This window comes from Lysobacter sp. Hz25 (assembly GCF_046097045.1).
In the GTDB taxonomy this organism is placed as follows: domain Bacteria; phylum Pseudomonadota; class Gammaproteobacteria; order Xanthomonadales; family Xanthomonadaceae; genus Lysobacter; species Lysobacter antibioticus_B.
On record NZ_CP175666.1, the window covers coordinates 2,082,380 to 2,101,606 of the forward strand.

Annotated in this window: 21 protein-coding genes; 2 read left to right on the plus strand and 19 right to left on the minus strand. The window is 63.6% G+C overall.

Going from position 1 to position 19,227, the window contains the following annotated elements:
- The first annotated feature begins 347 nt into the window (after positions 1-347).
- Together ACKN61_RS08770 and ACKN61_RS08775 are read left to right on the plus strand one after the other, a co-directional pair.
- Positions 348-2,528 carry a hypothetical protein gene (locus tag ACKN61_RS08770; RefSeq protein WP_408953153.1) on the plus strand — a complete coding sequence of 727 codons (2,181 nt, stop codon included), beginning with the start codon at positions 348-350 and terminating at the stop codon, positions 2,526-2,528.
- The gene (locus ACKN61_RS08775) at positions 2,528-3,445 is read left to right on the plus strand and encodes a hypothetical protein (RefSeq protein ID WP_408953154.1); all 918 of its coding nucleotides are present in this window, start codon (positions 2,528-2,530) and stop codon (positions 3,443-3,445) included. The genes ACKN61_RS08770 and ACKN61_RS08775 overlap by 1 nt, the downstream gene beginning before the upstream one ends.
- A 138-nt stretch (positions 3,446-3,583) precedes the next feature.
- Here the strand turns inward: ACKN61_RS08775 and ACKN61_RS08780 are convergent, their stop codons facing one another.
- The 19 genes from ACKN61_RS08780 to ACKN61_RS08870 form a co-directional block, all read right to left on the minus strand.
- A complete protein-coding gene (locus ACKN61_RS08780) occupies positions 3,584-3,709 on the minus strand; it encodes a hypothetical protein (RefSeq protein WP_408953155.1) in 126 nt (41 codons plus the stop codon).
- Positions 3,706-4,017, minus strand: a complete 312-nt coding sequence (locus ACKN61_RS08785) for a hypothetical protein (protein ID WP_408953156.1) — start codon at positions 4,015-4,017, stop codon at positions 3,706-3,708. Before ACKN61_RS08785 ends, ACKN61_RS08780 begins: the two co-directional genes overlap by 4 nt.
- A gap of 49 nt (positions 4,018-4,066) precedes the next feature.
- Positions 4,067-4,363 (minus strand): hypothetical protein, encoded by a 297-nt coding sequence (locus ACKN61_RS08790; protein WP_408953157.1) that lies wholly within the window; start codon positions 4,361-4,363, stop codon positions 4,067-4,069.
- 57 nt (positions 4,364-4,420) lie between these two features.
- Positions 4,421-4,627, minus strand: coding sequence for a hypothetical protein (locus tag ACKN61_RS08795; protein ID WP_408953158.1), 207 nt, complete (start codon positions 4,625-4,627; stop codon positions 4,421-4,423).
- The gene (locus ACKN61_RS08800) at positions 4,624-4,845 is read right to left on the minus strand and encodes a hypothetical protein (RefSeq protein WP_408953159.1); all 222 of its coding nucleotides are present in this window, start codon (positions 4,843-4,845) and stop codon (positions 4,624-4,626) included. Before ACKN61_RS08800 ends, ACKN61_RS08795 begins: the two co-directional genes overlap by 4 nt.
- 10 nt (positions 4,846-4,855) lie before the next feature.
- Positions 4,856-5,092 (minus strand): hypothetical protein, encoded by a 237-nt coding sequence (locus tag ACKN61_RS08805; RefSeq protein WP_408953160.1) that lies wholly within the window; start codon positions 5,090-5,092, stop codon positions 4,856-4,858.
- 8 nt (positions 5,093-5,100) lie between these two features.
- Positions 5,101-5,289, minus strand: a complete 189-nt coding sequence (locus ACKN61_RS08810) for a hypothetical protein (protein WP_408953161.1) — start codon at positions 5,287-5,289, stop codon at positions 5,101-5,103.
- Between the two features lie 9 nt (positions 5,290-5,298).
- Positions 5,299-5,772 (minus strand): hypothetical protein, encoded by a 474-nt coding sequence (locus tag ACKN61_RS08815; protein ID WP_408953162.1) that lies wholly within the window; start codon positions 5,770-5,772, stop codon positions 5,299-5,301.
- Positions 5,773-7,121: 1,349 nt separating this feature from the next.
- Complete coding sequence (locus ACKN61_RS08820; RefSeq protein ID WP_408953163.1) at positions 7,122-7,367, minus strand: hypothetical protein; 246 nt, start codon at positions 7,365-7,367, stop codon at positions 7,122-7,124.
- Positions 7,368-7,565: 198 nt separating this feature from the next.
- On the minus strand, positions 7,566-8,036 hold the full coding sequence (locus ACKN61_RS08825) for a hypothetical protein (RefSeq protein WP_408953164.1): 471 nt from the start codon (positions 8,034-8,036) through the stop codon (positions 7,566-7,568).
- A gap of 108 nt (positions 8,037-8,144) precedes the next feature.
- Positions 8,145-8,585: an N-acetylmuramoyl-L-alanine amidase gene (locus tag ACKN61_RS08830; protein ID WP_408953165.1), complete on the minus strand. Its 441-nt coding sequence runs from the start codon at positions 8,583-8,585 to the stop codon at positions 8,145-8,147.
- Complete coding sequence (locus tag ACKN61_RS08835) at positions 8,585-8,707, minus strand: hypothetical protein (RefSeq protein WP_408953166.1); 123 nt, start codon at positions 8,705-8,707, stop codon at positions 8,585-8,587. Before ACKN61_RS08835 ends, ACKN61_RS08830 begins: the two co-directional genes overlap by 1 nt.
- Before the next feature lie 7 nt (positions 8,708-8,714).
- Entirely contained in the window at positions 8,715-10,457 is a 1,743-nt protein-coding gene (terL, locus tag ACKN61_RS08840; protein WP_408953167.1) for a phage terminase large subunit, read from the minus strand.
- Entirely contained in the window at positions 10,457-10,705 is a 249-nt protein-coding gene (locus tag ACKN61_RS08845; RefSeq protein ID WP_408953168.1) for a hypothetical protein, read from the minus strand. The genes terL and ACKN61_RS08845 overlap by 1 nt, the downstream gene beginning before the upstream one ends.
- Positions 10,702-10,971, minus strand: a complete 270-nt coding sequence (locus tag ACKN61_RS08850) for a hypothetical protein (protein WP_408953169.1) — start codon at positions 10,969-10,971, stop codon at positions 10,702-10,704. Before ACKN61_RS08850 ends, ACKN61_RS08845 begins: the two co-directional genes overlap by 4 nt.
- The gene (locus tag ACKN61_RS08855; RefSeq protein WP_408953170.1) at positions 10,972-11,400 is read right to left on the minus strand and encodes a hypothetical protein; all 429 of its coding nucleotides are present in this window, start codon (positions 11,398-11,400) and stop codon (positions 10,972-10,974) included.
- A 33-nt stretch (positions 11,401-11,433) separates the two neighbouring features.
- Positions 11,434-13,458, minus strand: a complete 2,025-nt coding sequence (locus tag ACKN61_RS08860; protein ID WP_408953171.1) for a hypothetical protein — start codon at positions 13,456-13,458, stop codon at positions 11,434-11,436.
- Between the two features lie 12 nt (positions 13,459-13,470).
- Positions 13,471-15,579: a phage tail fiber protein gene (locus tag ACKN61_RS08865; RefSeq protein ID WP_408953172.1), complete on the minus strand. Its 2,109-nt coding sequence runs from the start codon at positions 15,577-15,579 to the stop codon at positions 13,471-13,473.
- A 9-nt stretch (positions 15,580-15,588) separates the two neighbouring features.
- On the minus strand, positions 15,589-19,224 hold the full coding sequence (locus ACKN61_RS08870) for a hypothetical protein (RefSeq protein ID WP_408953173.1): 3,636 nt from the start codon (positions 19,222-19,224) through the stop codon (positions 15,589-15,591).
- Positions 19,225-19,227: the final 3 nt, after the last annotated feature.

Here is a 19,227-nt window from a genome sequence, read left to right on the forward strand (position 1 = left end):
AGAAGCAGTACGCCTCCGACCAAGAACGAGAGAAAGATGAGCTGGCCGACGCAGATGGCGAAGGTCAGCAGCAGTGATTTCATAGGCAACATTTCCAGAAGTAGAGGTGGTCATCGAAGGCAACCAAGAGTGGCGTGCCGTAGTGATCGCTGAGGATAGGAGTCATGTCTCTCGCTCGTTGAGACGGGCCGAAGGGCACCGAAATTGAGACGACCTCGTGCCCTGTCGCGGCCCATGCGACGGACTGTGCTGTGCGGCACAAACTTACGTTTGGTGGGCCGGCGACTGGGTCGCGGTCGGGCTGATAAGCTGGAGTGGCAACCCCCAGTTTGAATAAGGACATTCCGATGGCAGCTTCTCTACAGCGGGTGGATACCCGCGATCTGGCCGCGTTGCTCGCAGCCGCCGACTCGCAAGGACGGGTCGATCAAGTCGCCTTTGAGGCCGAACGTCTCATCTTGAGGAACCAACGAGTCGGCGGCGTGGACGCCGCGGCGCTCGTCAACGACCTACAGCACTCCGGGAGCCTGAAGCGGCATGATGCCGACACCCTTCTCGGCGCGATCGATCGGCGGCTGGAGGCCCCAGCAGAGCGGAGGCGATTCGCGGAGGCTCTGGATGCTGCGAACATCACCGACAGCTATCTGGAGCGCCAAGGCGAACGGCTAGCGGAAGCGGCGGCGGCCGTGCGCGATCACGCGGTCGAGCGCCTTAAGGCGGCCGACCAGGCGTTCGAGGACTTACGAGGAGCCGGTCAAGAACGACTACGCAACCTCGCCACCGACCCTAGCGCGAGCAGTGGCGAGAAGGCGGCAGCTGGTGCGGCGTCAGTCATGCTGGGTATGCATCAGTTTCAGGTGGGCATGGCGCGTGGAGCGTTGACCCACGCGGCCCGCACGGTCGGCGATTTCGTCGATGTGGCGCATATGGCTGATCGCCTTTCCAAAGACCCCGACTACCGAAAGATGGTCGTCGGCATGGCGAAGATGTATGCCGCCGAGGTCATGGACGACCCGAAGAAGCCAATGACCGACGCCCAGGCGGCGGCAAGCGACGCGCTGGAGAAATGGGACAAGGGGTTCCGCGAAGCTCAGGCTAAGCACACCGAGTCCGAATACCTGGGCGGCTCTGCCGGCGCCGTTGGTGTGGAGATCATCGCGAACTTCGTGCCGGCCGGCGCGCTCGGTAAGTTCGGTAAGGCGGCAAGCGCATTGGATACGCTCGTTCCCGCAGAGCATGCGGTCGAGTTGTCCCGACTGGGTAACGTTGTGCGGGTCGGCGGCCCCGACATGCACGTCCTAGGCAAAGCAGGAGATCTCGGCCGTGGTGCACGCGAGCTGGCCGGCGACACCGCAGAGGCCGTAAAGGACGCCGGTGATGTCCTTAGCAAGCTGGAACGAAATATAGGTCGCGGCGGAAGTGCCGCTGCCGGCGCCCAGGAGTTCGCGGAAGGACTAATCAGCAGCGCCCGCAGGAATGGCGACCTGGAAGGCATCGTCAGAGCTGCGCACTTGACGGACAACGTCGAAGGCATCTTGCGCAGCGGCCAGCTCACTCCAAAGGAACTGGGCGAGGTCGCCAAGCTCGACAAAACGATCTTCGACGGCAAGGTCAATTTCCAAGAAGCGCTGGACCACAGCCTGAAAGGTGTAGACCTCAATAGTCTCAGCCGAAAGCAGGTAGGCGACATTGGCGAAGCGCTCCAGACCTACAAGATGGTGGAGCAGGGCTACACCGATATTGTTTCGATCAAGAACAAGTCAGGGCAGGGCATTGACGTTGTTGGGCGTCATCCGGCCACCGAGCGGCTGGAGTTCTTTGAAGTAAAGACATCAATTCAAGGAAAGGCTGCGGCACAAAGCGGCCCCAGTCCTGAGGAATTTGTGGCTGCGCGCCTCGAAAGAGCAATCAACCAGCAGGGACAATGGCAGGCTCATCGAACGATCCCAGGCCTGGACGACATAGCTCGCGATATACAGCGAGAGGCTTTCCATAAAGGCAGTTTCAATGCAGATGCGACCTGGGTGAAGATCAATATTTCCAATGAGCCCGGGTCACACAAGCTCCGCATTGACGCCCATGACTCTGAGAAGTGGCTCCCGCCAGCAGAGCGTAAGGCCGAACTGTCGCCGAGCTTCGACGGCGTTAGGAGCAGCGCTGAATACCAAGCTATCTCTCGGGGAATTGCTGCGGCCGGTGGGCTCGATTCGCAACAGAGTGCGAACGTCTCAGCTGCATTGCTTCGAGAGGCCTCTTCCGACCCCCTGGTGCAGCGTATCGATCGTGCCGGCTTGTTCACATCGCAGGCCACCGGTGAACAGCTGGCGTATGCCATGTATTCTCCGCACGGCGAGAGAGGGCCTCACTTCGACGTGCGCGTTAGCGTGGCCCAGGCGGTCCAGGAACCTGCGGATCAGAACCTCGCCAAAGTTGAGCAAATCAATCTGCAACAGGCTGCCAAGCAGCAAGAGGCGTTGCAGCAGGCGCAGCAAAATCAAGGGCAGGGTGGTCCGAGGATGACGGTTTAATGCCAGCTAAAGACACTAAGGATGCGGCTCCGCGCTGGCATCCGTCTCTGAAGAAGGTGTTCAAGGACTGCGACCTGTGGTGGCAGAACAACATGGTCAAGCGGAACAAGCTTGAAGAAGAGCTTGGTGTCCTGAGCGTTGAGGTTGAGACTCCAGGCTTGTTCATTCCGAGCGCAGGAACCATGCAGATGGTGAGCCATGCTTATGCGACTGGAGCATGCACCAGCGAAGCCGTCGATAATCCTGCGTATCTCGCGGACATGCTCAGGCGCGCAGTGGAGTTCCGCGCGCTCGATTTGCGGACACTCGCGGGGATGTCGCTGCCCCTCGCAAATCAGCCGTTGCGGCCCTTCAAGTCCGGCATGTTGGCCGCGGGACCAGCGATGCTGTCACAGTGGCAACTAGCCGAAGTGTGCGCACAGGTGCTGATAGATGTTGCGGAAAAGGATTTGCAAGTGCACCCGCTCAAAGTCAGTCCTGATCGCTGGCGCCGGGGAACTAGCGATGCATTCTTGATCTACCTGTTTGCCGATGCGTTCAACCTAAGCACCACTTATGAACCCAAGGATTCCGTACTTCCGGAATACCAGGCGGTTCTAGACGCGTGGCGAACTGATGATGAGGGTCTTTTCCGTTCGATCATGCAGGCGGCCTCCGACTTTCACATCAGTCGCAGCCGCGGAAGCACGAACCGCATGGATTACGAGTTTGAGTACAACTTTGATCGGGTGTACCCGGCTGAGCTGCTGGCAGTTCAGGCGCTTCGCCGACGCATCGGGGCGCCTGAGTTCGCAGTAGGGCACATGCTGGTGGATACGCCGTGGACGTTAATTCGTGACTTGCCCGAAGTGGCCCCCCACGCGCTAGCTGTCCAAGCTGAGGCCCGACTGCGAAAGGATTACCCCAGCTTCCGCTGACGGTTTAAGGCACGTTGCCACCCTTGAGGGCGAGCCACACGGTGACGCAGCGCAGGGGATTGATGCACCAGCGGCGGTTATAGGGCGACCAATGCGCCCCGACCCAAGCGCTGCCCCATCTGAAGATGAGGCCGCACCTCAAGGGAACACCTCAGAAACGAGCAGCGCCGCCACTAGTACGCCGTCGAGGCTGAGGATGAGCCCGACTGCGTATCCAAGCGGGTTGCGCGCCTCAGCGGCCCGCAGACGTTCTTTCAGGGTCATGCAGGCGCCCCCTGGGACTGCGCCAGCGCATCGCGGGCCAGTTGGGCGTACTTGACGACGAACTGCGTCGCCGAGACGGGAATCAGCGGATAGACGCCGGTGACTCCGTCGTCGCGACGCCAGGCCAGCCCATCGATCGCCCGGCCGTCGAGCCCGTTCGCGCTGAGGATCGCGCAGAAGGCCGTCTTACAGTCCGGTCCCAGTTCATGCCCGTCGAAGCCGAGGTAGCGGATCGCGAACCGCGTGGCGCTGGTGGGGACGAGGCCATACGCCTGCGCCTCCATCAAGTCTTTGATGGTGGTGTCCATGTGTTGCTCCGAGTTAGAAGGCAGCCGTCGGCCGCCGAGAGAGGTAGTGCTAGAACCAGGGCTTGTGGTGCCCGTGTGTGTTTCGGTACGCGCTGCCGGCTGGCCGGGTGCGCGCATCAAACCAGCGCTCGACGCCGTAGCAGGCCCGGCGGACGCTTCGGTCCCGGGCGTATAGCGTGTGGTTCTTGCTGGTGTGAATCAGGATGCTTACTCCGCGGTCGTCGGGGCGGATCACGGCGACCGCCGAGCAGTTGAAGCGGAGCACGACTGGCCCGCCGAGGGACCGAGAGTCGATCCAGGTGTACGGCTTTGGGAGGATCGATTGTTCGCGGTCCAGGACTTCCATGCGGGAAGGCTAAGGCGCCCGAATCTCAGAATGTGATCCGCTAGTCGGCTTAACGGTTCAGTCGGCGTCGTCCTCTTGAGGCGTATGGCCCCAGTTGACGCCTTCCGATCCATAAGTCTGGACGATGCTCTCAACGGTTTCCCCGCGCGAGCTTATCCACTCCACGCAGGAAGCGCAGACGCCGTAGCCGGTGTCTTGATTCCAGTGCTGCTCCCAGCGTCCCGCGTAGTTCCCGCAGCAGGCGCATTGAAGGTTGCGTTTCATGCGACTCCGCCTACTCGGTTCACCGCGCAGTCGAGCAAGTGAGCGTGGGCGTGAGAACCACTGAGCCTTAATTGCTTCGCGGCTTCTCCCGCAATCGCGACCAGACCCTCGAAAGCCTCCAGGGCGCGTGCCACATCTTCGTCGCGCCCGACGATTTCGCCAGAGTGCGGGTCGCGTATCGCGGGATCGAGCATCTCCCGCACGTTTACGGTCTGCATTTCAGTTCTCCTAGTAGCTCAGGCGTTCGAAGCACGAACCGCATATTTCACGGTGTGCGCCTTCATCGGTGGAGAAGACCGGGCGCACTGCGTCGCCGTGTCGGTCTTCAAGGTTGTCGAGCAGCCCGTGTTCGTCGTGCTCGAACCGAATACGTCCGTCCGGGATGATTTGGCCCTCTTCGGCGTCCGCGCGAGCACACGCGGGGCACACGATGGTGGCGTTGTAGGAGTAGCCGAGGATTCGCATGCTGGGCCTCAGAAGTTGAATTCTTCGCAGAACAGGTCGATCTCTTCGGCCGTCATGCCGTCGTGGTCGCCGCTGCATGTGAGGATGTCGCCCACGTCGCCGTCGTTAGGTGCCACGGTGCCGGCGTCGAGGGAGAATTGCAGGAGACGCAGACCGGCTAAGATCGCGTCTCGCTCCTTGCTGGTGAATTCGCTCATCGCAGTTCCTCAGCAGTCGTGGATGAGGTAGGTCTCACCCCAAAAGGTGACCTCGGAGTAATCGACTTTCGCCTCTTCGGCGGCGGCCTCGAAGTCGAACGAGACGTGGCGCCAGGGCCATCCGCCGCTCTTCATCTCCTTCGGCATCTCGTAACAGTCGTCGATGAGCTGTTCGATGTAGTCTGTAAAGTGGCTCTCGCGGATCAGCGTTTCGCCATGTACCCAGTCGGAAACGTGGTCGCACTGATCGGCCAGGCTGCGCAGCTCTTGCAGTTCTTCCACCTCGCGGTTGTGTTCGTTTTCGTGTGCAGGGCTCGCGTCGGCCCGTACCGCCAGCAGCCACTCCTCGAACTCCAGGTTCGTCTCGCGGCTCTCGGTCTGAGCCCCATGCACTGCGCCGAGTTCACTTTCGAGTTCTTCGATGCGCTCGATCACGTCGCGGCTGTCGATCACGTCATCGGTGTTGGAAGGGGCCTTACGCATGTGCGGCTCCGTAGCAGTAGACGAGTGAAACGGCGACGCCGAAGCCGACCAGCGCCAGGAGGCGCCAGCCGACCACGTCAAGGATTTGTCCCAATGCTGCATTGATCCCGAATGTGGGATGCAATAGGCAAAGCTTGGGTGATCTTCTTCTTCTCGCGGCGTTGGACTGGATGAGAGGTCGAGCTTCCATGAGGGCCTCGCTTGTCGTGGTTGTTACAGCGTGAAAGGAATCAAGCCAGTGAAGCGGCCCCAAGGGTTGGGGGAGGTCGGGCAACCCTCAGAGCCGCTTCACTGGCTAGACTCTCCCCGTGTGATCGCCAGTTATCTCGCTACGGTGTTCGAGACTGGCGCGGGGCGTCTAGCCATGCCGGTTGTTTCATCGGTCGGGCCGTTCGTCACGGTCCTTTCCGACGCGCTTGGCACCTTCACAGTGCCTTGTGGCGGTCATGGGACCGTCCACCCTGTTACGCAGGTTCCGCCGTCTCGTTAGCAGGCGGTCAATCGTGTTGTGTTGCGACGTGTTGCATATTTGGGACGTATTAGCTACAGCAACCCGGGAGCGCCCACGTATCGCCGGGAGTTCATCCCGCTAGGCTCCCTTCGGTTCCCCAGCGATTGCCTTATGGCGTAGTCGCTGGCCCTTCAGGTGCCGCTCCGGTAGCGCTATGCACGGGCCGGAGTCGATTGGTTCGTATCGCTTCCCCTAGCGCCTCACTGGGAGGCTCGGGTGGGTCGGTGTCTGACCGTGGACATAGATTGACACGATCCCGAGTTCGCGTCAAGTCCCAAATCTGGTAAATGTTGCAGGGGCGCGCAGTGCGCATTAGGTAGGCCGCAGGGCAGGGCGGCAGGTGTGCAGGGTGTGCGCGGCAGGTGGACCGCATGTGTGCGCGGGTGGACCGTGGGTGTGTGTGTGCGTCCAGGTCAAAACTACAGATAGGGACAGACACAAGCGCATGCATGCGTTCGCATGCAGGGCCGCATCGGTGCGCTTGCGGTGCGCATGGTGTGGGCGTGCAGGGCAGGATTGGATAAGCAATCCAGCGATGCAGCGTGCTGCGTCAACAACTTAGGCGATCAGGTGACGCGGCAGGTGACGCGCACAAGGAACCGCAGGCGCGCGCGTGGGGCATTTAGGCCGGCTGTGTGTGAGCGCGAGGGGGTGGAGGGGGGCAACGCGCTGACCTTTGATGGTCATATCCCCTCACGGAAATTTGCGGTGGAATATTCGGACCACCTTGGACCACTCGAAGGCGCACCAGGAGCGCAGCAGGTGCGCGCACAGCGATCGTCTAGCCTGCCAGGTGACCGAGGGTAGCGGGGGCGATGAGCGCCCCGTGTAGCGCTGCTCAGTGCGCCTCGGCTTTAGCCTTCTCTCGCTTCTCGCGCTCGGCTTTATAGCGCGCGGCAGAGCCGCCCTCGTTGCGCTTCTCGGCCTCGGCGACCTGCTCAGTGATCGACGGCGCCGACCGGGTGTCCTCAGGAAGATCGAGGACCGAGGTCTTGCTCGGGATCGCAGCGGTCGTGGGCGCCTCTTGCGTGCAGGCGGTCAGGATCAGCACGGCAGTGGCGAGGATGACGACGCGAGTCAGCACAGGAGAACCTCAGGGGAACCGGTGGAGTACCTCAGGTGTTAGCTAAGTGATCCACCTACGGTTAGAACCTAAATATAAGACCTAAGGAGGAAACCTAAGATAGACCCTAAGGTACACCTTAGGTTTCTATCTATGATACCAGCCCTGTCAACACCCTCTCGGGTGGTCACCACTCGATAGCGGCACCGAAAAAGACGCTCAGGAATGCCCTGAGCGTCTCCGGGTACGAGGTCGCGTGAAGCGCCTGGTCTTCGTGTCGAACACGACCACGGGGCCGCCGGTCGAAACGTCGATTTCCGACGCAACTTCGACCGCACGGGCCGCGGAAGCGCCCATCTTGAGTGCTCCCAGGGCCGCCTGAGCGCCGCTTCCGTTGGCGTAGTGCTCCAGGTCCACCCGGGACGCCTTGGAAGGCCCACAGAACTCGCTGACGCCGTCTCCGTCGGCCCACAAGAGCAGCGAATAGTCGCCCTTGGGGAGCAGAAGGCCCCCTTCGAGGGCCTTCACCGCGTCCTGCACGTCGGCCCAAGTGCCACAGCCCATCACCACGGTCCGGATGCCCTCAGGCGTCTCGAACTCGAAGGCTTTTCGGGCCGTGAACTTGGTGTCGCCTTGGGTCAGCTGCGAGTCCACGGCCATGTAGCGGCCGTCGAACGCGATGGTGGTCATTAGAGGCCGCCAGCGCTCACAGGACGCGCCACAGGGCGAGCACAGCCAGCAGCGCTGCGGCGACCTCCACCGCGAACAGCAGGCCGTTGTAGGCCGCCTGCTTGCGCGTCACAGGCCTTCCGCCTTGAGCCACGCGGACACGTCAAAAGACGGGCAATCCTTGCGGACGCCAGGCCAATCGCGGTGACCGCGGACGACTAGGCCGGGGTACTTGCGCTTGTAGGCGCTCACCAGGTCGCGCAGGGCGACCTTTTGGGCCGGCGTGCGGGTGTCCTTCGGTGCCTTTAAGTCCTTCGTCAGGCCACCGACGTAGCAGACGCCGATATTGCCGGTGTTGTTCCGCCCGACGTGGGCGCCGACCTGGTCATCGTCGAGCGTGCGGACCGTGCGGCCCGCCAGTTCGATGACCCAGTGATAGGACGGCTGGCCGTAGGTGTCGATGTCCCATCTGGTGACATCGGCGGCCGTGTTAGCGCGACCCTCCGGCGTGGCCGCGCAGTGGATCGTCAGGAACTTGATCGGCGCCTTGGAGCGCTTGATGACGCCCATCATTCGGGCTCCGGGCTGGAGGCGGGGCCGTCGAATGGCTTGCGGCGGCGCAGCTTGCTACCGATGAAGACGATGACGATGGCGGCGATCACGAAGATCACCGCCGCGGTGGTGTTGTCCATGCGGGCCTCAGAAGTTGTCGTAGTAGTTGGGGTCGTTCGCGACGCCCTGCGTGAAGGACTGGATGAACTCCAGGTAGTCCTTCTCTTGCAGCTCTTCCTCTCGGCGCTGCTCTTCCTGGGTCACGTCGCGTGACAGCTGGTCGGACCAATAGGTCACGGCCATGGCGAGGGTCTCGATGCGGTCGTCGTGCTTGACGGCGCCGCGCTCCCGCGTCATGCGGGTCAGCTGATAGAACAGCTGGTGGTACAGCTTCTCGGTCTTGGCGTCGTTCTCGACCACCGAGCGGTCCACGACCAGGCGGTGCTGGTTCATCACCGGCTCCAGCGTGTCCACGATCCGCCGTTCCTTCTGCGTGTTGTGGCGGACCTCTTCGATGGTGCAGGGGTAGATGCGCTGGAGAACCGGTGCGAGCAGCTTGGCGAACATGCCGTCGCCGAAGTTCGACTCGATGAGGATCAGCTGTACCTTCTCGGCCCGCGCGATGTGGGCGATCGATTCCAGGACGGCGTCGTCATAGCCGCCTTTGAGGCCGCCGTTGCGCCGCAGGTAGATCATGCCGCGCAACATCTTGGTCACCGAGTAGCCGGTTTCGTCGTCGCCGCGGCCCGAGGGGTCGATAGTCATCAACGAGCCGGTGTAGGGCTCCAACTCGGGCGAGACGTACATCGGGGAATACCAGCGGTCGCCGGTGAACCCCACGGATTGCAGCTCGTTGATGACGTTTCCGAGCACGCGAGCCCATACGGTGCGCACCGGGGCGACCTCGCGGTCCACGTCCATGATGATGAGGTCGGAAAGCTTGAGCGGATAACGCTCACTATCGGCCATCGACGCGTCGAGCATGAACTGGAGCATGAAGCCGGAGCGCCCGTAGGACGCCTCGCGTTCCAGAAGATCTTCGTCGGTGAACCGAATGTTCTCGATGTTGGCCCAGGCCACGCTCGGATCAGCGTCGAAGACCTTGGCGACGATTGGCGCCAGGTTCTCGCCATACGCCTGTCTTTGCTTGGCGTCCCGGGGGTAACGCGCAGGCCACACGCGGATCGCGTAGCCGCGCTCCGGGAGCTTGTAGTAGAGCGATTCTTCCGTCTGCGGGGTGCCCAGGTAGGTCACCACGCCGTTCGGCTTGAGCACGGCGTCGAATTCCGTGACGAGTGCAGACAGCTTCTCGCGCTGCACGACCGTCATGGAGTTCTTAGGGACTTCGATGTCGTCCGCGATGATGTCGTCGGCGCGGGAGCCGGTGAGCTGGCCGGTGATACCGACGGACTTCACCGACGGGGACTGATCGGGCGTTGCGGGGCCAACGTCGAACGCGAGGTTTGAATCGCGCTGCCCGGGCTTCGGCTTGAGGTGGGCCAGTTCGGGGATGGTCTCAATCAGGCGCTTGACGAACACGGAGAACGCGTCGGCGCGCTCCTTGCTCGCAGAGACCACCATGATCTTGCGCTGCGGGTCTTTCCACAGTCGCCAGCAGACGAATGCGGCGGTAAGCCAGCTCTTGCCGATGCCGCGGTACGCCATGATGATGCGGCGCCGCGGGCCGTGCTGTAGGTAGTCGCAGATGTCGTACTGGAGCGGGGTCGGCGTAGGCAGACCCAGCTCTTTCCAGATGTGCCACGCAAAGTTCTTGAATACGTCGAAGGGGTGACGAGCGTGGATGCTCGTCATCGGCCCGACTGGAACGCCCTGGAGCGACTCGTCCGCATCCAATGCGAACGCGATCGCGCCTTCGAGTTCGGCGGACATCAGTGCGCGCGAGTGTCCTCAGCGGGATCGAAGGGGAACTGGGCGACCTTCTCGGCGAGAGCGCCGAGCGGCTGTCCTTCGCGTGGCGCGGCCTCGACGTTGTTGTCCTTGAGGAACTGGCGGGCTACGTTGAGGATTGCCGCGGTTCCCTTTTCGGTCGGATCGAGGTCTTCCAGTGCGGAGGCGAGGGTGGTTGCGAGCTTGTTGTGGAGGTCTTCGAGTGCGCCCTTCGACGCAGCCTTATTCACTTATTGAGGAACCGGTTGAAGAGCACCTCCAGTGCCGACACGCCAAGGCTCGCGAGGATGCAAGCGACGGCAATCTGCGGCACGAAGCCGATGCCCGGAAACAGGAGTACGATCGCACCCGCGGCGACGCCGAGAGCGCCGCTGAGGATGGCTCGGCCGACGATCTGGCGCGGCTTGAGCTTTTCGGTGGACGACAGCATCTTGGCGATGCCGATGACAGCACCGGCGCAGCCAAGCGCCGTCAGGAGCTTGAGGTCTTCGTTCATTCAGAGGTCCGTGTAGTAGTCGAGGGATACGCCCACGTCGATGAAGGCGCTTTGTCCCGAGGTGTCTGAGACGGTGCAGCGGAAGGTTGCGGACAGCGTGCTGCCCTTGGAGACTGAAGCGGACCAAGAGACGGTCTGCGCGGTAGTGCTGGAGATGTTGATGGCGTCGCCGCTAATGCGAACCCAGGAATAGCTCAACGCGCTGTTGCCGCCGCTGCCGGTGACGGTGTAGTTGCCGGCGGTCACGGTTGCGGAACCGGGAGCCGGTTCGGTGCGGAAGAGGTTGCCGTTGCTGTTCCCCGAGCCGGACACGGTGATGGGGACAGTAGGCGTCCAGGCGAGCTGCCAAGTGCCGCCGATGCGGACGTACATGGCTCGCTTGTGCCAGGCGCCGCCGGAGCGAACCCACACGGCTGCGGGGGTGCGCATTGCACCCCCGGATTTGATGCGGAGAACGGCCACTCAGAACTGAATCCAGATGTCGCCGTCCTGCGCCTGCCCGCCGGGGTCACCCGAGGACACGAAGGTGCGGGGTTGGTCTACCCAGGCGGCGCCGTTGGCTGCGAGAGTCTGCCAGCGGTTGTACGCCCGGGCCTGGCCTTCGATGCGGAACACGCCGCTTTCCGCGGTGAGCACCGGGCCACCGGCAATTTTCAGGCCGGCGAACGCCAGCTCATAGTGCGTGCCGTTGTAGTACAGGTATCGGTTGTTCGAGCCGGAGCCAAAGAAGATGACGCCGGTGGTGCCGTCGCGATTGGCGTACACGTCGCGGAAGGCCACGTCGCGCCCTTCCTCAGCAATCACTCGGTCAACGTTCCCAGAGTCCCTCGTGCGCAGCCGGCCACCGTTCCAGTAAATCGTGGTCGCATCAATGCCGGACCGATGGAAGCTAAGCATCGGGAAGGACGCGTCGTTGGTCCGGAGTTCGAGGTGACCCGTGCCGTAGGAGTTGGAATCGATCGGCCCGTTGCTCTTCGAGATGCGGACGTGACCGTCCCGGCCGACCCGGAGGCGCTCTTGATTGTTGGTGTAGAGCACCATGTCGTGGTCCGTGGCGACGGCCACACGCCCCTCGTTGTTCGCGTTGGCTGCGATCTGTATCTCGACGCCACCGATGTTCTGACATGCCACCGCGGTGTAGCTGGTGTTCGACTGCTGGTTCGTCAGGTTGGTGTTGACACGAATGCCGCCCGGGAGAACCGACAGCTCTTCCGCGGCGTCATCGCCGGCGGCGTTATAGCGCCGGAGGCGCACCGAGTTGTCACCGCGATTCCAAACGACGCCGGCCTTGTTTGCGCCGGTTTCATCCGCGAGCTGCACCAGGGAGTTCTGACCAACGGGCGCATTAAGCACCGCACGGCCCCCGGTGATGGTCATGTAGCCGTTGAACACCGGACTCGCAATCGGCGCCTTGGCGTCCAGTGCGGCGGCCAGGCCGGTCACCTGAGTGATAGGGTGGTTATGCGCATCCGGCGGCATCGTGGCAGGACGATTGGTCACGTCCGTTTGCCAGCTAACGGTGTTGCGAGTTGCCAGCGCGCCGAGGTCGCCGATGTCCGCAGCCACGAGAACTACCGAGCCGGACTTCCCGTTCACCGACGCTACCCTTTCGGTGTTGTCGATGACATCCCAGCTCGAACCGTTGTGGACGATCTGATCGCCGACATTGAACTCGTATCCGCCGTGAGTGCCACCGGTCGTGACCTTGTAGAAGTAGCCCTTCTGCGCGGGTGTCGGATAGGCGCCCGAGGATGCATCCCAGCCGCCCATGTAGACCAGCGTGCCGGTGACCGCGGCTGCGGCCTGGGACGCCCAGTGCTTCGCGCTGTACTCGCCTGGCTCAACCGGGGTGCCGGTAGGGGCGGACGACCACTGGCGGGCCTTGTCCCGTGCGGCCTCGGCGGCGGCCTTTGCCGCACTGGCGATCCCTGCCTCGGTGCCCGCGGTGTCCGCATGGGCACCGGCGGTTGCTTGGCTGTCCGCCGCGGCGTCGGCGCTATCGGCCGCTGCGAGCCGGTGGGTGTTCGCCGTGCTCGCGCTGTTGGCTGCCGCGTTGGCGCTCCCAGCCGCAGCGTCGGAGCTGGTGGCGGCTGCGGTCGAGCTTGCCGCCGCTGCGTCCTTTGCCGCGGTTGCAGCGGCGAGCACAGCAGCGGCGTCATCGGCCGCCTGATCGGCGGTCGCTCGGGCCTCCGCAGCGGAAGCACTGGCGGCGTCCGCGGCTTCACCCGCAGCGTTGCGGTGCTGGAGGGCGGTGTTCGCGTGAGCATACGCCTCGGCGACGCCGCCGGAGGCCTCGGACACTAGCCGGGTTACGTCGAGTTGCAACTGCGGGAACGAGGGCAGCAGATGGTTCTGTTCCAGGCCGTCCGTCACCGTCACCATGCCGGTCGGCTGGGTCAGCATCAGGCGCAGCTGGTTCTCTCGGGTGTTCCAACGATCGACCAGCTCCGCAATGCGCAGAGCCAGGTCGGAGTTCGTGATTGCCATTGATTCCTTGGTTTACCGGATGCCGTAGACGGAGCCGGAGATGCTGGTGATGTTCGTCCCGCCGGTGTAGAGAGCGCTCGTGTCCGGGCCACCTGCGGACAGGTAGACGACCTGGCGCCACCTCGCGATCACGCGAAACGCCCGGGGCGACGAGGTGGGCTGCCCGACTGCGTTGACGGTGACGTTCGTGTTCCGTAGCGGTGAGCGGATGCGGTAGAACGCGTTGCCTTCGCCGCCAGAGACCATGTAGTACGACTCGTAGTAGGCAACGTCGGTCCTCCCGATCTCGACCCATACCGACCCGCGGGCTTCCTGGACGATTACGTCGGGGCCGGGCATTCCCGGGGTGCAGCCGACGGTCAGGCTGAGCACGGGGGTATGCGCCTCGCCGACGAGCACGGGCGCTCCCAGGGTGAACTGGAGCACTTCGGTGTAGTCCTGGCCGATGGTCGTGGCCCCCGTCCAGTTGATTGCGGTCGCGGATTGGAACTGGCCTACGATGTTCGGAGCCGAGACCTTGCCGCGGAACGCGGCGTTGCCCCACCGGTCGAGCCAGAAGACGGCGTTGTTCTCGTTCTTGACGCCGGAGCCGACCCACAGGGGCCAGTTGCCGACGTTGGAGACCTCCACGCGGAACTCGCCGGGGTCGAGCACGTTGCCGTTGGCGTCCAGCGAGTGCGTTTTGAATGTGCCGCCGTTGATCGTGCCGGCGTTGGCCGTGATGGCCGACAGCGAGTTCGCCGTGATCTTCCCGGCGGTGACGGAGCCGTCCACTAGCAGTGCACCGGTGATGCCCACGGTACTGACGCCGCCGACATTGCCGACGACGAAGGGGACGCGCCGAACACCGTAGTTGGTGGGCGACACGATGGCGAAGCGGTCGGCCTGCACGACAAAGTCGGAGCCGTTCGGGTTGGCGCTGAGTGCGATGCCGGCGATGATCGGGTTGGCCGGGTCGCCGCCGTTGATGCGGAGGGACCATGTGCCGGACCACTTGGCGTCGTTGGAGCTGACGTAGGCGTTGTAGGACTGCTGGAGCGCCGCGAAGGTGCCGTTGGCGAACGCCGTCACGCTGGTGTTGGCTATCGACTGAGCTTCGGTCGGCGTGACCTTCGTGTCGATCTGCTGTTTGACCGCAGCCGCGACGGATGTGCCGCTTGCGCCGTCGCCGCCGAACTGGGCCGAGAACAGCTGGCGCCAGGTCGTGTTAGCACCGCCGGCGTTGGCGACGGTGGTCAGCGCTTCGTTCGTTGCGGCGATCGATTCGCCGTGCGTTGCCACAGTGCCCTCGACGGACTCCACGCGGGATTCCACGGCGTCCACGAGGGCGGTCACGTTGGACACTGCCTGTGCGACGTAGGTGTCGCGCTCGGTCGTGATCTGCGCGTGCAGGTCCGTCATGGACGACACGCGGGCGTTGCGCTCGGTGACGACCGCTTGGTTCACCTGGAGGAACTGAGCGGCGACGGTGGTCTCGCTAGTGACGATCCGGGTGAACAGCTCGGTGTACTGCTCGGCGAGCGCCTGCGTGGCGTCCTCGGTGAGCGAGATGCGCGTGTACGCGGTGTTGATCTTGTCGCCATGGTCGCGGTGCAAGTCGAAGAACTTGTTCGACCGCAGCAGCTCTTCGATGATGAGTTCGGCGTTGGCATCAACGTCCGGAATCTTTTCCTGGAGGATCAGGAAGGCCGGCGACTGCGTGACCAGGTCGATGAGGGTCTGGATGTCGATCAGCGAGTTGTCGCCGCCGCCGGGACTGCCGGAGACCCCGCCGGGGAACTCGCGGTTCTCCTGGTGGGCGTAGAGCAACTGCTTGAGCGAGGTATTGAGGTGGCTCTCGGGCAGCATCGCGCCGCCCTGGTATTCGATCGCAAGGTCTGCGATGGGCGTGACCCGACGGAGCGTCACGGCGTAAGGCGCGGTGAGGTGTGGCGTCTGATCCGGAATTTCTACGGTGGTGGCGTTGATCCACTTACCGAGGACGAAGCGCGGCGAGGCGGGGTCGCCTACCAGCACGCGGACGTGTTCTTGCTTGAGATACGGAAATGTGACGGTAAAACGCAGCGGCCCGCCTTCGTACTTGTATCGCACGAAGGACAGGCCGCGGGCCAATTCAATCATTGGGTCTCGTTAGTTGAAGATGGGATTGTCCAGCCAGGTCTTCTGCTTCTTCTCCGCGTTGCGCTCCTTGCGAGCTTCGGATTCGACTTCACTCTTCTTTTCGACGATCCCTTCCTGCTCCAGCCAATCGAACCCTTCACGCTGGATGTTCTGCCAGCCGGTCATGTTCTGGAACCAAAACAGTTTCGCGAAGTTCTCCAGTTCCTTTCGGGTGATCTCCTGGTCGTCCCGGATCATCTGCACCGGGAGCTTTGCGGCTTCCGCGGCGCGGGTCACGAAGTCGACCGAAGGGATGCCGCCCAGCATGTTGTTGGACAGGCCCGTCGAGCGGGTGTTAGCGAACACTGCCTCTTCGCCGGCAACGCCGAGCAGGGTGTCCGTGAGGGCCGGGATGACCGATCCCCACGACGACTGCGCCACCGCCGCTTTGAGGAAGTTGGCGCGGGTGAGCGTTTCCTTGCGCTTCTCTTCGTTCCCGGCCGTGTTGATGTAGCTGCGGGCGGCCCATTGCAGTCCGGCCAGGCTCGACGACAGCGTGACCATCTGCCACGTGTGCCAGTCCTTCCAGTGGTACGCCGAGTTGAGCAGGTGGCGTTCGTAGCTGTACGCCATGAAGCTGCGGAACTGGGTCACGAGCTTTCCGCCTGAGCTGTGCATCAGCATGATCGAATCCGATGCGTCACCTTCGAGTACCTGCTGCCGCGTCACGCGGAACATGAAGGCCGCGACGCGCTCCCTGTCGGCCAGCGAAAGGCCGGCTTCGGTGATGTCGTCCACCTTCTTGATCCCGCGAAGCGAGGCGAATAGCGCCTCCTGCGCTTCCTGGTCGAGACCGTAGGAACGGAGGCGCTGGATCATCGGCGCCGCCAGCGGGCGCTTGTCGTTCGCGAGCTGTAGGAGCTTCATGAGCGTGGCGCGTCCTGCGATCCGCTGGAGCATCGTGTTCATGGGCGCCATGCCGGACATCACGCTCGTGACGCGCTGCGCTTGGCCTTGCAGGTTCTCGTAGGCGCGGCCGATCTTGCTGTTGCCGTAGGTCGGGGAGGCGAATGCATCGTCCTCCAGGCGAAGGTACACGGGGTTTCGCAGGTGTTCCGTGCCGGTCGCGATCAGCTCGTCGAGGTAGCGAGCGGTGCCGCTCTTGAGCGTGCCGTCGGCCGCAGTGCGCATGAAGTCGCCGATGAAGCTAATAGACGACAGCGTGTTGCGGAGGCCCGCATGAGCGACCACGGGGCCTAGCTCGGTGAACAGCGTGAAGCCGACCTGGTTCATCACCCGGAGGAACTGGGTGTCCCTGAGAGCGCGAGCGATGCGGGCGCCGCCCGAGTTCGGGTTGACCTCGGTAGAGCGACCCATGATGCTGCGCACGCCGATGTCGAACATGCGCAGCGCCGTGTCGGTGTCGTCGCCGGCGATGTCCGCTTCCCGTTTGGTCAGCTGCCGGAGCGCTTCGAGTTCCCTTTGGTTCTTGACGCCGAGCTTCTGCGACAGGGCGGACCAGCCTGCGATGTCGCGGGTGTACGCCGTGACCACGCGGGAAACGTCGCTGTCCATGAAGTCGGTAACGCCGATCTCCACGTCGGCCCCGTGGCGGTTCTTGACGACCGTCCTGAACGACGGGTCGAGGGAGATGCGGCGCTTGGCGCTACTGATCTTTGCGTCCTCGGTTGCCTTGCGGGTGTACTTGTGGAGGATCGAGGTCGCCTTTTCCACGGAGACGCCAGCGTCATCCAAGGCCTGCTTGAGCTGCTCGAGGTCGTCCAGGTCCAGCGAGCGGACCATGTTCTCGGTCTCGCCGTGCACCTGGTTCTTGCCGCGGTTGATGATCGCTCTGGCATAAACCTCAGCCAGGTCTTCGTCAACCCCACCATCGTCCGCGATTTGCTTGGCCTGCTTGCGGGCGTAATCAACGTCTGCCTCGCGCTTGAGGGCTACCGCGAGCTTTTCCTTGGCTCCCTTGAGGCGCTCTTCCTGGCGCATCAGGCGACGCCGGCTCTCGTCGAGCTTGCGCTGTCTTGCGCGCCGGGAGATGTCCGCCCGTTTGCCGGTGCCGAGGTCTTCGGAGAGTGCAGCCTCGGCGTCGCGCACTGCCTGCTGGCGCAGCGCGAAGTCGGCGTTGATCTCGTCCGCGCGCGCGCGCGCGCGTTTAGCGGCATCGGAAGTGCCTTTGTAGGCGTCCTCCAGCTCGTTGATCTTGGCGACGTTAGCCGAGGCCTCGGGGTTGGCCGAGGCGCGCTTGCGCATATCGGACAGAATCGCCTGCTTGTAGATGTCGATGCCCTGGTCCTCGGACAGACCCATCTCGCCGAAGATGCGCTGATATGCGGCCTTCGACTGAATCTGCGGGAAGTAGCTCTCGTTCTTCGAGCCCGGGTCGAGGACGCCGTTACGGACGCCCGTGTCGAACGCCTCGTCCAGCACCTTGCGTACACGGGCTGCAGCAGCCTTGGCGGCCGGGGAATCGACCTCTACGCCGCGGAGCGCCTGGGCGACCTGACCGCTCCACTCCAGCTCGGCCGCTCGGTCCCACATGCTAAGGCCGCGGGCAGCTCGTTCGTCGCGCCAGGCGGCGTTGTAGCCGCGCTGGAGGGCCGTCTCGAAGCGCGCCCGGTGCATCCCTGCGAACTCGCCCGCGGACTGCTCCACGGCCTGATTGCGGTCGTTGTAGCCCACGCCGTCGCGGAACAGCTTGCGGCTGATCTCTCGGACCGTCGGGGACTTCATGTTGCCCATGCGGGCCGCGAGCGACCGGCGGATGTTGGCGAAGGCCGGCCGCAGCTCGATGTTCTCGACGCCTGCGTCCTTGATGTCTTCCATGGCGTCGCTCAGCGGCTTCCGGGTCAGGCCGGGAGTGGGCTCGTCAGGAATGCCGTACACCTTGGCGGCGCCGATGCTCTCGTAGGAGCCGGAGATGTCCCGGCGAACGATGTCTTGCACAGCCTTTGCGTTGACGAACTCGTCGCCGTTTCGCAGGTTCAGGGCACCGCCAAGCACAAAGCCGGCGCCGGCGGCGAGGACGATGTCCTTGTTGCCGACCTCCGGGTTGAACTCGGAGGCGCCGTAGGTCAGGGCGGCATTGGTGGCGCCCGCGGCGACGCCGGCACGGAGGCCGTTGACCAGGCGGCCGGCACGGGCAGCCCGGGCGAGACCGCCGGTGGCGGCGTCGGCGGCGAAGGCCACGGGGTCGGTGAGGCCGACCGCGAGGTTCGCGGCCAATCCGAACTGACCCTGCGTCTCCGAGGCCGCCTGGTTCTGCAAGGCGAACGACTGAAGCAGCTCGAAGTGCTCATCGCTGGTAGCACGGTCGAACAGGAGCCATTGCTCCTGCCCGATGCCGGCTTCCTGCATGCGCTCGGCGAAGTCCTCCGGGAGACGATAGTCCTCCTTGGCGTGCTCCATCACCGAGCCTTCCTGCCACATGCGGTGCAGGGTGCCGATGCCGCCTTGTACCTGCGCAGCGCCGATCAGGTCACCGACGGTCGAGTTCTCGCGCACACGCTCTGCTTCCGCTTGGCGTGCTCGTGACGCCTGCGCTCGGGCGGTGGAGCCGCCCTCGTTGCGCTGAGTCGCGATCGCGACTTGCTGGTTGATGTCCGGCGCCTGCTCGGGCGAGTCATCGGCCAGGTCGAGGATACTGATAGGCATTGC

Excerpts from the sequence above, each read along its gene's own strand:
- ACKN61_RS08770 (WP_408953153.1), top strand. The coding sequence starts at position 348 with ATGGCAGCTTCTCTACAGCGGGTGGATACCCGCGATCTGGCCGCGTTG.
- ACKN61_RS08775 (WP_408953154.1), top strand. The coding sequence starts at position 2,528 with ATGCCAGCTAAAGACACTAAGGATGCGGCTCCGCGCTGGCATCCGTCT.
- ACKN61_RS08780 (WP_408953155.1), bottom strand. The coding sequence starts at position 3,709 with ATGACCCTGAAAGAACGTCTGCGGGCCGCTGAGGCGCGCAACCCGCTT.
- ACKN61_RS08785 (WP_408953156.1), bottom strand. The coding sequence starts at position 4,017 with ATGGACACCACCATCAAAGACTTGATGGAGGCGCAGGCGTATGGCCTC.
- ACKN61_RS08790 (WP_408953157.1), bottom strand. The coding sequence starts at position 4,363 with ATGGAAGTCCTGGACCGCGAACAATCGATCCTCCCAAAGCCGTACACC.
- ACKN61_RS08795 (WP_408953158.1), bottom strand. The coding sequence starts at position 4,627 with ATGAAACGCAACCTTCAATGCGCCTGCTGCGGGAACTACGCGGGACGC.
- ACKN61_RS08800 (WP_408953159.1), bottom strand. The coding sequence starts at position 4,845 with ATGCAGACCGTAAACGTGCGGGAGATGCTCGATCCCGCGATACGCGAC.
- ACKN61_RS08805 (WP_408953160.1), bottom strand. The coding sequence starts at position 5,092 with ATGCGAATCCTCGGCTACTCCTACAACGCCACCATCGTGTGCCCCGCG.
- ACKN61_RS08810 (WP_408953161.1), bottom strand. The coding sequence starts at position 5,289 with ATGAGCGAATTCACCAGCAAGGAGCGAGACGCGATCTTAGCCGGTCTG.
- ACKN61_RS08815 (WP_408953162.1), bottom strand. The coding sequence starts at position 5,772 with ATGCGTAAGGCCCCTTCCAACACCGATGACGTGATCGACAGCCGCGAC.
- ACKN61_RS08825 (WP_408953164.1), bottom strand. The coding sequence starts at position 8,036 with ATGACCACCATCGCGTTCGACGGCCGCTACATGGCCGTGGACTCGCAG.
- ACKN61_RS08830 (WP_408953165.1), bottom strand. The coding sequence starts at position 8,585 with ATGGGCGTCATCAAGCGCTCCAAGGCGCCGATCAAGTTCCTGACGATC.
- ACKN61_RS08835 (WP_408953166.1), bottom strand. The coding sequence starts at position 8,707 with ATGGACAACACCACCGCGGCGGTGATCTTCGTGATCGCCGCCATCGTC.
- terL (WP_408953167.1), bottom strand. The coding sequence starts at position 10,457 with ATGTCCGCCGAACTCGAAGGCGCGATCGCGTTCGCATTGGATGCGGAC.
- ACKN61_RS08850 (WP_408953169.1), bottom strand. The coding sequence starts at position 10,971 with ATGAACGAAGACCTCAAGCTCCTGACGGCGCTTGGCTGCGCCGGTGCT.
- ACKN61_RS08855 (WP_408953170.1), bottom strand. The coding sequence starts at position 11,400 with ATGCGCACCCCCGCAGCCGTGTGGGTTCGCTCCGGCGGCGCCTGGCAC.
- ACKN61_RS08860 (WP_408953171.1), bottom strand. The coding sequence starts at position 13,458 with ATGGCAATCACGAACTCCGACCTGGCTCTGCGCATTGCGGAGCTGGTC.
- ACKN61_RS08865 (WP_408953172.1), bottom strand. The coding sequence starts at position 15,579 with ATGATTGAATTGGCCCGCGGCCTGTCCTTCGTGCGATACAAGTACGAA.
- ACKN61_RS08870 (WP_408953173.1), bottom strand. The coding sequence starts at position 19,224 with ATGCCTATCAGTATCCTCGACCTGGCCGATGACTCGCCCGAGCAGGCG.